This window comes from Candidatus Microthrix parvicella Bio17-1, from assembly GCF_000299415.1.
Taxonomy (GTDB): domain Bacteria; phylum Actinomycetota; class Acidimicrobiia; order Acidimicrobiales; family Microtrichaceae; genus Microthrix; species Microthrix parvicella.
Genome location: NZ_AMPG01000002.1, coordinates 107,109 through 118,774 on the forward strand (window position 1 = coordinate 107,109; position 11,666 = coordinate 118,774).

13 protein-coding genes are annotated in these 11,666 nt (G+C 67.5%); 10 read left to right on the plus strand and 3 right to left on the minus strand.

Translation table 11 applies throughout. The annotated features are described in order from the left end of the window. Positions 1–66: 66 nt before the first annotated feature. Positions 67–498 carry a hypothetical protein gene (locus MPARV_RS0108645; RefSeq protein ID WP_020377959.1) on the minus strand — a complete coding sequence of 144 codons (432 nt, stop codon included), beginning with the start codon at positions 496–498 and terminating at the stop codon, positions 67–69. A gap of 73 nt (positions 499–571) precedes the next feature. Between MPARV_RS0108645 and MPARV_RS0108650 the strand changes: the two genes are divergently transcribed. The 8 genes from MPARV_RS0108650 (at position 572) to MPARV_RS0108685 (ending at position 8,075) form a co-directional block, all read left to right on the plus strand. Further along, positions 572–1,294: an alpha/beta fold hydrolase gene (locus MPARV_RS0108650; protein WP_031277886.1), complete on the plus strand. Its 723-nt coding sequence runs from the start codon at positions 572–574 to the stop codon at positions 1,292–1,294. A 38-nt stretch (positions 1,295–1,332) separates the two neighbouring features. After that, a complete protein-coding gene (locus MPARV_RS0108655) occupies positions 1,333–2,628 on the plus strand; it encodes a CaiB/BaiF CoA transferase family protein (protein ID WP_020377961.1) in 1,296 nt (431 codons plus the stop codon). 87 nt (positions 2,629–2,715) lie between these two features. Beyond that, positions 2,716–3,939: an acyl-CoA dehydrogenase family protein gene (locus tag MPARV_RS0108660; protein ID WP_012228881.1), complete on the plus strand. Its 1,224-nt coding sequence runs from the start codon at positions 2,716–2,718 to the stop codon at positions 3,937–3,939. A gap of 51 nt (positions 3,940–3,990) precedes the next feature. Next, a complete protein-coding gene (locus MPARV_RS0108665; protein WP_020377962.1) occupies positions 3,991–5,163 on the plus strand; it encodes a CaiB/BaiF CoA transferase family protein in 1,173 nt (390 codons plus the stop codon). After that, complete coding sequence (locus tag MPARV_RS0108670) at positions 5,160–5,738, plus strand: FAS1-like dehydratase domain-containing protein (protein ID WP_020377963.1); 579 nt, start codon at positions 5,160–5,162, stop codon at positions 5,736–5,738. The genes MPARV_RS0108665 and MPARV_RS0108670 overlap by 4 nt, the downstream gene beginning before the upstream one ends. After that, positions 5,735–6,271 (plus strand): hotdog family protein, encoded by a 537-nt coding sequence (locus MPARV_RS0108675; RefSeq protein WP_020377964.1) that lies wholly within the window; start codon positions 5,735–5,737, stop codon positions 6,269–6,271. The genes MPARV_RS0108670 and MPARV_RS0108675 overlap by 4 nt, the downstream gene beginning before the upstream one ends. Positions 6,272–6,336: 65 nt before the next feature. Beyond that, positions 6,337–7,455, plus strand: coding sequence for an acyl-CoA dehydrogenase family protein (locus tag MPARV_RS0108680; RefSeq protein ID WP_020377965.1), 1,119 nt, complete (start codon positions 6,337–6,339; stop codon positions 7,453–7,455). Positions 7,456–7,571: 116 nt separating this feature from the next. Next, positions 7,572–8,075 (plus strand): hypothetical protein, encoded by a 504-nt coding sequence (locus tag MPARV_RS0108685; protein ID WP_155852528.1) that lies wholly within the window; start codon positions 7,572–7,574, stop codon positions 8,073–8,075. A gap of 10 nt (positions 8,076–8,085) precedes the next feature. On the opposite strand, the gene MPARV_RS0108690 is transcribed toward MPARV_RS0108685, so the two are convergent. Beyond that, entirely contained in the window at positions 8,086–9,018 is a 933-nt protein-coding gene (locus MPARV_RS0108690) for a 1,4-dihydroxy-2-naphthoate polyprenyltransferase (RefSeq protein ID WP_020377967.1), read from the minus strand. 36 nt (positions 9,019–9,054) lie between these two features. Here MPARV_RS0108690 and MPARV_RS0108695 point away from each other — a divergent pair, with 36 nt between their 5' ends. Further along, complete coding sequence (locus MPARV_RS0108695) at positions 9,055–10,185, plus strand: class I adenylate-forming enzyme family protein (protein ID WP_020377968.1); 1,131 nt, start codon at positions 9,055–9,057, stop codon at positions 10,183–10,185. 3 nt (positions 10,186–10,188) lie between these two features. Here the strand turns inward: MPARV_RS0108695 and MPARV_RS0108700 are convergent, their stop codons facing one another. After that, entirely contained in the window at positions 10,189–10,842 is a 654-nt protein-coding gene (locus MPARV_RS0108700; RefSeq protein WP_020377969.1) for a 5' nucleotidase, NT5C type, read from the minus strand. Between the two features lie 160 nt (positions 10,843–11,002). On the opposite strand from MPARV_RS0108700, the gene MPARV_RS0108705 reads away from it, so the two are divergent. Then, complete coding sequence (locus MPARV_RS0108705) at positions 11,003–11,659, plus strand: hypothetical protein (RefSeq protein WP_012228895.1); 657 nt, start codon at positions 11,003–11,005, stop codon at positions 11,657–11,659. The last annotated feature ends 7 nt before the right edge of the window (positions 11,660–11,666 follow it).

Consider the following 11,666-nt stretch of genomic DNA (forward strand, 5'->3'; position numbering starts at 1 on the left):
CAGCAGACTATGGGCGCGCCGACATGCCCACCGATCCGGGTTTTCGGCACCTGTGGGTTGGGTGGTTCAGCAGGTGGTGATGCGGACCACGGTCGGGACGTACGGCCTCAGGTTGGACGGAACCCGCTCGGTGTAGTTCGCCTCCAACTGCGTATACATCCAACGACCGGCGCATTTCTTGGGTTGGGTCAGCACCACATTGCCCCGCACCCGCGTCCCATGGTTGCCGTAGCTGCCGGCGCCGACCGCTCGAGCGGTGCCCCAGCCCGTCCACCGGTCGACCCTCCACATCTCTCCCGAGCCAAACTTGATTCCGGCCGGGCGAACCACCGGCGTGGCCTTGGCCGTCCAGTTGCCATCGTCACGCATTCCCGGGAGCAGGACGTTGCCGTCGTACAACTGCTCAACGAAGTAGACGGTGGTGTTCGGTGGCGGAGCCGGTGCGCACCCGCACCCGCCGATCAGGCTCAAAGTCGCCACGACTGCGACGGACAGCATTTGTAGCTCATCACAGGACGTTGGGCGCAGGGAGCAGCAGCTGATGCCGCTCGGGTGGCAGCATCGGTTCACCATGACCATCGAGGACCAACCAACGCTCCGGCTCCTGCACGGATTTGCTCAGAGTCGAGCCTGTTGGGGACCGGTTGAAGGCCTCCTCGCCACCGGTCGGGTCATCGAGGCCCTGGACCTGCCCGGTCATGGGGCGGGCGGGCCCGCAGCCGACGGGTGGACAACCGCCGATCGGCTCGGCTCAGCCCCAGCGACCGATTGGCTCGGATACTCACTGGGTGGGCGGATGCTGTTGCACCTGCTGCTGGCCCACCCGGAGGTCGTTCGTCGCGCCGTGTTGATTGGGGCCACCGGCGGCATCGAAGACCCGGCCGAGCGTCGAGCCAGAGCGGCCGCCGACGAGGTGCTGGCCCAGCGGATCGAACACGAAGGCGTCGACGCATTTGTCGAGCGGTGGCTGGCGATGCCCATGTGGGCGGGCCTGCCGGAATGGGCCAAGTTCAGTCAGGAGCGCCGCACCAACACCGCCACCGGACTGGCGGGCTCACTGAGGCTGGCCGGAACCGGCGCTCAGGACAACCTGTGGCCCCGACTCGTCGAAATCGACACGCCGGTGCTGGTGCTGGCCGGAGAACACGATGAGAAGTTCACCTCGATCGGTCAGCGCCTGGCGGCCGAACTCCCGCAGGGCCAGTTCCGTTCGGTGCCCGGTGCGGGCCACGCCACCCACCTGGAGGGGCCGAACCGAACGGCCACTCTGGTGACCTCCTGGCTGAACTCCTGACCAGCGGTCCGGCGGGGCTTCTGCGGCAGACTCGGGACATGACCAGCCAGCAGCACAGCGACCACACCACCGGCCCAAGGTCGCCTCACCATGCTGCCGACGGGCGGTCGCCGTTTGCGGGCCGGCCGCTGGACGGGCTGGTGGTGTTGGCACTGGAGCAGATGGCGGCCCTGCCTTTTGCCACTCAGCTGATGGGCCGGCTGGGTGCCCGCGTGATCAAGGTTGAGCATCCGGTGGATGGCGAGTCGGGCCGCCAATCACAACCTTCCATCACCGACCCGCAGGGGCGAACGGTTGGCGCCACGTTCCTCCGTTCCAACCTGGGCAAGGACTCGGTTGGTATCGACCTCAAGTCGGCGGCCGGTCGACGGCTGGTGCTCGAGCTGGCCTCCCACGCCGACGTGATCGCCGAAAATTTCAAACCGGGCACACTTGACCGCCTCGGTCTCGGACCGAAGGTGTTGGCCGATGCCAACCCAAGTGCGGTGCTGGTGTCGGTGTCGGGCTTCGGCAGCAACCCGGCCAGCCCCTACCGCACCCGACCGGCGTATGCATCCATCGTGGAAGGCATGTCCGGCATCTACGAGTTCAAACGCCACGGCGACGAACCGCTGCACGTCAATCCGGTCGGCGCCCTGGGCGACATCTCCGCCGGACTGTTTGCGGTGATCGGCGTGCTCGCGGCCCTGCGGCAACGTGATGTGACCGGAGAGGGCCAGCACGTAGACGTGGCGATGCTGGACTCGGTGCTGGCGATGACCGACGTGGTCACCAACTTTGCCTCGCTCGGCCAAGCCAGCGAGCCCGACCCGGCGCCTTACGTGCTGAGCTCGTTTCGGACCGCCGACGGTTCGCTGGTCATCCAACTGGTGCGCGAGCACCAGTTTGCGAGGTTGGCCGAGCTGATCGGCTACCCCGAGTGGGTCGGCGACCCCCGCTTTGCCGAGCGCACCGGCTGGGGGGAGCACCTGGACGACGTGATCCGCCCGGCGCTGGAAGCCTGGGCTGCCGGGCTCACCCGGGAGGAGGCCGCCGTGGCGCTGGCCGACGCCGGAGTGGTGGCAGGTTCGGCGCTCACCCCCACCGAGGTCCTGACCGACCCGCACGTCGCCGCCCGCAACATGCTGGTGGCCATGGACCGTCCCGACGGTGTCGACGCGCCGGTGCTGACCCCCGGCAACCCGGTGAAGCTCTCCCGGGTTCCCGAACAACCCGAACGGCGGGTGCCATGGGTGGGCGAACACACCGGCGACGTGCTTGTCGAGCTGTTGGGACTCACCGCCGGACAGCTCGACGCCCTGGTCACCGACGGCGTCATCAGCGGCGGCTCGTAGGAACCGAGCTGCGTGCGGCGGGGGGGCAACGTGCACCCGGGGCGGCGTCTCCGTAGAATCTGACGGTCCGTCAGATTTGGGAGCGATATGGATTTCGAGTTCTCCGAAGAGCAGCAGACCTTCGCCAAAGACGTCGAGGCGTTTCTCGACGCACATGATGATCCCGAGGTTTTCGACGTCACCCGGGAGAACATGGCCCAGATCGTCGACACCCCCGAGCGCCGTGCGTTCATGGGCAAGCTGGCCAAGAAGAACTGGCTGGGCATCACCTGGCCCACCGAGTACGGCGGCACCGAGGGCGACGGTGTGTACGAGTACCTGCTGAACGAACAACTCGCCGGGCGGGGCGGCCCCCAGATCGGCAAGGGCATCGGCATCATCGGCAAGACGCTGATCGCCCACGGCTCCGACAAGCTCAAGGCCGAGTTCCTGCCCCAGATCCTCAACGCCGAGGTGGAGTTCGCCGTCGGCTACTCGGAGCCCGACGCGGGTTCCGATGCCGCCGCCATGAAGCTGAAGGCCGAGCCCACCACGGTGGACGGGGTCGAGGGCTGGATGCTGAACGGCCAGAAGACCTGGACCACCTCGGCCCACTTCGCCGACTGGTATTGGGTGGGCGCCCGCACCAACCCGGATGCACCCAAGTGGAATGGCATCACCCTGTTTCTGGTGCCGATGAACCACGAGAACATCACGATCACCGGCATCTGGACGATGGGCGACGAACGCACCAACGAGGTGTTTTTCGACGACGTGTTCGTGCCGGGCGACTACGCGGTCGGTGAGATCGACAAGGGCTTCCAGTACATCTCCCAGGCGCTCGATCTGGAGCGCTTCACCATGTTCACCTACGCGCCGATCAAGCAGCGCCTCGACGTGCTCACCGAGTACGTGCAGGAGGCCACCCGAGATGGCGAGCCGCTGATCGACGACGAGGTCACCCGGGCCAAAATGGCCCACCTGCACACCGAGGCCGCCGTGGCCCGGGCCATCGGCCTGAAGTTTGTGGCCGCTGCGGTCAAGGTGGAAAAGGCCCACCGCGAAGGGGCCACCGAGTTTCAGCCGCCCACCGTGGAGGCCTCGGAGTACAAGCTGTTCACCACCGAATACTCCAAACGCCTTGCCGATGCATCGATGGACCTTGGCGCCCCCGGCAGCCAGCTGCGGGTGAAGACCGCCGAGGCCCCGATGGCGGGCCGGGCCGAGTCGACCTACCGCTACACGGTGATCGACACGATCGGTGGCGGCGCCTCCGAGGTGCAGCGCAACATCATCGCCCGACGCGGCCTCGGCCTGCCCCGCAACTTCTAGGGCCGACTCGATGGATCCCGTGACCAGCACGCCCAGCAACCCGGCGCGCCGATGAGTTCCGACCTGCTCGCCGGTGTCTCCGTACTCGACTTCGGCACCGTGGGCCCCGCGGCGCGGGCATCGGCGATCCTGGCCGACTACGGCGCCACCATCACCAAGGTCGGGGCCGTGCCCCGCGCCGGCGCTGTGACGATCACCCCCCCTGCGTTTGCCTACTCGGGTGGACGCGGCACCCGCCGGGTGCAGCTGGACCTGAAGGCCGACAAGGGACGGGCCGCCGCACAGGCGCTGGCCGCCGCCTCCGACGTGGTGATTGAGAGCTTTCGTCCCGGCGTGGCCGACCGCCTCGGCATCGGCTGGAACGAACTGTCAACGCAGAACCCGCGGCTGGTGTACTGCTCCACATCGGGCTACGGCCAGAACGGTCCCGCATCCCAGCGGGCCGGCCACGACCTGAACTACCTGGCAGTCGGTGGTTTTCTCGACTGCTCCGGCCGTCGTGACGATGGCGGCCCGGCCCTGCCAGGCGCCACCGTGGCCGACATTGCCGCCGGCGGCATGCAGGCGGCGATGGCGATCATGGCCGCACTGATCGGCCGGGGTAACACCGGCGAGGGCCGCTACCTCGACGTCTCCATCGTCGATGGCGTGGTGGCCATGATGTCGCTCTACGTCGACGAGTACCTGGTGACCGGCACCGAGCCCGGACCCGGCCACAACGTGCTCACCGGCCGCTACGCCTGGTACGGCATCTATCGGTGCGCCGATGACGGCTGGATCAGCGTTGGCGCCATCGAACCCCGCTTCTACGCCAACCTGCTCCGCGAGCTGGACCTCGACTCCGAGCGGTTTGGATCCGCGCAGTACGAGGACGAGGCGCAGGACGATCTGCGAGCCGCCATGACCAAGGTGTTCGCCACCCGCAGCCGCGGCGACTGGGCCGGGCAACTCGGCGACGCCGACTGCTGTGTCGCCCCGGTGATGACCATCCCCGAGATGACCATCGATCCACACGTTGAGGCCCGAGGGCTCGTCGGGCGGGCGGTTCACCCCACGGACGGCGACCTGGCACAGCTCGACCGCATCTGGGCGGGCACCGTGCGCAGGGATGCCCCCGAGTCGCTACCCGACACCTCATCCACCGACACGGCCGAGCTGCTCGCCGATGCAGGTTGGACCGGCACCGAGATCACCGCCACCATCGCCGAGGGAGCCGCCGCATGAGCGACACCACCCACACAGACCAGGCCCGTCAGGCCGCTCTCGAAACCGGGGTGCCTTCGGAGATCGCAGCGCTGATCGGCAAGCGTCAGTATCCGGTGACCGCCAACTTTCCGGTCGAGCGTGCCTACGGGTTCAACACGCTCGCAGCCACGGCCAACGGCAACCCGCTGTACTGGGATGAGGGCGTGGCCCAGGCACTGACCGGTGGCCCGATCGCCCCGCCGACCACGCTCTCGCTGTGGATCCGACCGCACTACTGGGAACCGGGTGCCGAAGGCGAACAGCTGGCGCTTCAGGTGCACTTCGACCTCAAAGCGACCTTCGATCTTCCCGAGGCGGTGATGACCGACAACACGCTCACCTTCTACGACCCGGTTCGCCCTGGCGATGTGATCAGCCACGCGCAGGTGCTCAAGTCGGTCAGCGGCCCCAAAACCACCAAGCTGGGATCGGGCCGATTCTGGGTGATCGACCTGGAATACCACAATCAAAACCACGACCTGGTCGGCATCGAGAGCTACACCGGCTTTGGCTACCGGCGCGACGAGGCCGAAACCGCCGGGAGTGACTCATGAGCCCCGTATCCAGCGACATCGCAGCACCGGTGCTGCTGCACGGTGATGTCTCCAGCGGCGACCTGCTGCCCGAACTCGCCATCGAGGTCACCGCAACAACAGTGGTACTGGGCGCAGTGGCCAGCCGCGACTGGCGGCCGATGCACCACGACTTCAAGTTCGCAACCGAACGCAACGGCGTGGCCAACATCTTCTTGAACACCCCCAACCAGGCGGCCTGGTTTGAGCGCTACCTCACCGACTGGGCCGGCCCGCACGCACGCCTGGGCTCGATGACCTTTCGCATGCGCACCTCGGTGTTCCCCGACGACACGATGACATTTTCGGGCACGGTCACCGGGGTCAACACCGACGACGCCGGCTGCGGCTGGGTGAGCGTCGATGTGGCCCTCATGGTCCGAGGCCCCGACGCATCCGAAGACACCGCGCGGGTCGGGTCGACCTGCTCGGCTCGCATCGCCCTGCCCAACGACCGGAACGACAACCCGTGGGCCCGCCAAGGCGACGCCTGGCAACCCGCCGCCGGTCGTTGAACCGGCAATCCCGCCCCGCCACGCCAACCCCCTCTCTCATTCGATACACCTAGGAGCACCGAACCATGCCATTGGATCTTGACCTCAGCAGCGAACAAGACATGCTCACCGAGATGGTCGCCGGGGTGGCCGACCGGTTCAGCCCGCTGACGCGGGTGCGCGACCTGGAGGACGATCCCACCGGATACTCGCCCGAGTTGTGGGCTCAGCTCGGCGAGCTCGGCCTGATCGGTCTGCTGCTTCCCGAGGCTCACGGCGGCTCCGGCATGTCGATGGTGGACGCCGTCGTGGTCTACAAGGAGCTTGGTCGCAACCTGGTGCCCTCCCCGCACCTGGTCAGCTCGGTGCTGGCCGGCGGGCTCATCGCCCGCGGTGCCGGTGAGGACCAGCAGGCCCAATGGCTTCCCACGCTGGCCTCGGGCGAGACGGTCTGGACGGTCGCCGTGCAGGAGCCCGGGGGCGGGTTCACCGACGCCGGCATCACCACGAAGGCGGTCACCACCGACGCCGGGTTCGCGCTCACCGGCACCAAGCGCCACGTGTTCTTCGCCTCGGCCGCTCGGCATCTGGTGGTGGCGGCCCGCGCTGCGGACGACAGGGTCGACCTGTTCGTCGTCGACGCCGGCGCTGAGGGGATGACGCTGACCCAGCAGATGAGTATCGCCTCGGACACCCAGTATCAGGTGGACCTGGCCGGTACCCCGGCTGTGCGCCTCGGCGACGCCGGCACCGGTTGGAACAACTGGAACCAGACCCTGACCGAGGCGATGATCCTGTTGGCCGCCCAGGCGGTTGGTGGCGCCGACCAGGCGCTGAGGATCACGGCCGACTATTCCAAGGAGCGCAAGCAGTTTGGCAAGGCACTTGCCGAATTTCAGGCGCTCAGCCACGACATGGCCAACTGCCGAACCGCCGTCGACGGTGCCGAGGTGCTCACCTACGAGGCGGCATGGAGCCACGACACCGGTCGGGACATTGCCAAGCTGGCGCCGATGGCCAAGCTGTTTGCCGCCAAGACGTTCCGAGACGTGACCGCAATCGGTCAGCAGATCTTCGGCGGCATCGGCTTTACCCTGGAAGCCGACATCCAGCTGTACTTCCGTCGGGCCAAGTCCCTCCAGCTCAACTGGTGGGACGACCGGCACCTCGAGCGCCTCATCGCCGCCCAGGTGCTCGACGCCTGAGCCCCCGAGACCGAGTTGGCGATCTGAACATTGATCGACTGTGAGTGAGGCCCATGGCTTACCCGGACACGCCTGGTTGGAGTCGTCGCATCTCGCGCCTCCGCAAGGTTCGATACTTGGGCAGCCACTCGAAGATCCCGAGGCAGAAAGACCGCCTTGACCTCACGTTCTTCCCGGCGGGAATCAGCATCTCGGAGGGTCGCAACCCGGGGGTGAGGCTGTCGTGGGCATCGATCAAACGAGTGGACGTTCTCGACCAGGATCAGGTCACCGAACAGATCACGGCCACGAGGGTCATGTTGCTCGGCGCACTTGCGGTCGTCGCAAAGAAGTCGATGACCAACAGCTTCATCGAGATCGAGGACGCCGACGGTGTCTGGATCCTCGCCGTTCCCGGTTTGTCGTTCGTGGAGCTGAAGGCCGGCCTGATTCCGATCCTTGAGCGCTACCTGCCGCATCAGGCGGCCGCAATCGCCGTTCGGCCCGAGCCGCCCCGCACGATGCCGGCGCAGCCCGACCCGGCCGCCCGCCTGCAGCGTGCGGCCGCCATGTTCGAGCAGGGACTCCTCACCCCAGAGGAATACCAGACAATTCGCGCCGGCATCATTGCCGACCTGTAGCGCCCGGCGCCTACACCGGCCCGATCGCCAGGCCAATCGCCAGCAGCACCCCAAAAACCAGTTGCACCTGGCCGGTGCGTCCCAGGACCTTGATCAGCCCCTGGCCCTCGGCCCCTCGAAACACCTGGGTCAAGGCGATGTTCGCCAAGGGCAGCGCGACGAACGCCGCGGCACCGATCAGGCGACCCGACCATCCGGCGATGAACATCAACAGGATGAACGGTCCCAGCATGCAGACGGCGTAGAGGACACGGGTCTTCGGCGGTCCCAGCCGGACCGCCAGCGTTCGCTTGCCCGAGAGCGTGTCGCCCGGGATGTCGCGCAGATTGTTCACCACCAGCAGGGCCGTGGCCAACAGGCCCATGGCGGCACCGGCGCCGATGGCAAGCAGCGTGATCTGTCCCGACTGCACAAACGCTGAGAACACCGTGGCCACCAGGCCGAAGAACACGAACACGAACACTTCGCCCAGTCCCGCGTAGCCGTACGGACTGGGTCCGCCGGTGTAGAACCACCCGGCGGCCACCGACGCCACACCGACCAGGGCCAAACGCCAGTCGACCAGGATCACCAACGGTGCGCCGGCGACCAGTGTCACCCCGAACGCCACCAGCATGGCCCGCTTGACCTCGGCGGGTGTGGCCAGGCCGTCGCCCACCAGGCGGGGTGGGCCCACGCGCCGTCCCGGGTCATCGGTGCCCCGCCGGCCATCGGAGTAGTCGTTGGCGTAGTTGGTGGCGACCTGAACGGCCAGCGCCACGACGAGGGCACACAGAAAGCGCCAGGCGATGAAGTGAAACTGCGCTTCAACCCCAACCGAGGTCCACACCCCCACCGCAGTTCCCACCAGCACGGGCGCAATTGCCGCAGGCAGGGTGCGCGGGCGGGCGCCGAGCACCCACCGGTTCTGGGTCGTCAGAGCGGTCGCTGCATCGGTTGGCACCCGGGCGACTTTATCCGGGGCCTCTACGATGCCAACGTGACCGGACGGCTCGTGGCGTTGCAGATGGAGGGCGGGCTCCGCTTTCTTCGTGAAGTACAACGCATCTGGGACGAGGGCGATGCCGTGGCGCCGCTTCCGGTTGATGCGCCCAAACCCCATCTCGACACCCTGCTGGCGACGCTGGCCCCGGACGTGCTCATCGACGCCGCCGGCGACCCGTTCGCCCTCACCGGTGGACGACCGATCGCCGTCGGCGATGCGCTCATCATTGCCACCTCGGGCACCTCAGGGAGACCCAAGGGCATCGTCCACACCCACCGCTCACTCGAGTACATGGCGTTCGCAACGTCCACGGCGCTCGGAGTCGAAGGCGACACCCGGTGGCTGGTGGCGCTGCCACTGAACCACATCGGCGGCTTCTCGATCATCCCTCGGGCACTTCACACCGGCGCCGGGCTGGAACTCCTGCCCCGGTTCGAGGCCGGCGCAGTCGAGGCCGCCGCCAGAGCAGGCGCCACCCACACCTCACTGGTGACCACGGCCCTGGCCCGGATCGACCCGTCGCTGTTTCGTCGCATTCTGCTGGGTGGCTCGGCAATCCCCACCGATCGGCCGGACAACTGCATCGCCACCTACGGCATGACCGAGACCGCAGGAGGAGTCGTCTACGACGGCCTGCCCCTCAACGGGGTGACCGTCCACATCGAAGCACCCGACCACGACGGTCTCGGCGAGATCCGCATCTCGTCGCCCACGATGATGCGCTGTTACCGGGACGGCACCGTTCCCTTCGACCCGGAGGGGTTTCTGGCCACCGGCGACCTGGGGCGCATGGGCCCCGATGGGCGCCTCAGCGTGCAGGGCCGGGCAGACGACGTGATCGTCAGCGGCGGGCACAAAGTGTGGCCGGAGCCCGTGGAGGCGTTGTTGCGCGGCGCCCCCCGGGTGGCCGATGCCGCAGTGCGGGCCCGGCCGGATCCGGAGTGGGGCCAGGCGGTGGAGGCGCTGGTGGTACCGACCGACCCCTCGGCTCCCCCATCGCTTGGCGAACTGCGCGGGATCGTCAAGGAACACCTGCCCGCCTACTGCGCCCCGCAGCAGCTCACGTTGGTCGACGAGCTGCCCCGCACCGAGCTGGGCAAGCTGCGACGGTCCCGACTGCGGTAGGCGTCAGCTCGGATCGGGTCGTTGCACCGAGGCCAACCTGTCCACGTGCACCGGGAAGCCAGGGAGTTGGATCTGTACCTGATGACCGCCGTTGGCCGCCAGGTGCAACACGTAATCCTCCACCTCATCCCAGCTGTCCATCCGTGGCTGGGCGATGTCGGTGTTGTAGGGCTGGCCAAAGCAAATCACCTGATTGCCTGAGGCACGCAACGCCTTGACATTGTGGGGGGCATCGTCGATGTAGCAGTCGCAGGCCACATCGGGTTTTGCGCCGAGAAAGCAGATGTCGCGGTACGGGATCTGCACCCGATCCAGCCAGGCCACGGTGTCGGCCACCACGACCGCGTGACTCCAGTTGACGTAGAGGCGGTGGGTGACGATACGAATCCACACCCCGGCATCGGACAGCCGCCACAAGGACTCAACCGCCCCGGCGATCGGCTCCATCTTCGCCAGCATGCGATGCTTCACCGCTGCGGTGCGCAGCAGTTCCCCCAACGTGTCGGGGGCCAGACCCCACTCGTCGAAGCCCCACGACCGATTGGTCGGCAACGATTCGACGGGGACGCCCAGTTCGTCGGCGACCACGTGCTTGAACGCCTCGGTGAAATCACCACACACGCCATCCAGGTCCACGCCCAACACAAATGGGTTCATCGAGGGACCTGGATCGATCGGTGGATATTGTGCCGTGTGATCACCATCCGAGAATAGCGAGGCTGCGCGATCGCATCGAGCCTGTCGCCCGGCCCTCGGCCTTGGGGCACACACCGATCGCTGCGGCTTTCGCTTCGAGCATGGCCGTTAGGGTTTCGGTGTGGATGACGCACCCGCGAACCCGATCGGCGACCAGTCCCCGTCGCCGAGGCCGGAGCGACGCGACACCGAACGGCGGAGGCTGGGCCGAGGCATGGCGGTCATCCTGCTGATCGGCAGCGTGATCGCCGGGTTCACGATCGTGCTCGGCGTGATGTCGTTCGCCGTGCTCGGCCGGGAGGACGTGCCCGACCCCAAGGTGGATCTGCGCGACCAGAGCGAGTTCCGCGACGGATGCGCGCTGGTGCCCGGCGACGAGGTCACCGACCTGCTCGGCTCCAAGCCCGGCTCTCCAAAGCAACTGCCCGTTCTGGGCGGGGGCTGCATCTGGAAGTCCGCCGACGGCACGGTGCTGGAAATCCAATTACATCCCCGAGACCCCGAGGCCCTGCCCGAGGGTGCCCAGCGCAGGGTGGAGGGTGCCACCGTGGTCGATTTGGGCGTCGGCGCGGTGTCGGTTGCCGGTCGGGCCGATACCGACGGTCGCGCTCTGTGGGTGCGCACGGACACGGTCACCGCCCGCGTGGAACTCTCACGCACCGACCCGGGTGCGGAACCGCTGATGACCGCGCTGGCCGACGCGTTGGCCCGGCGCCTTCCGTTGGCCCAGGCGGGCCCACCGCCCACGCCCACCCCCACCACCCTCGGTGGCCCGTAGCTCGTCC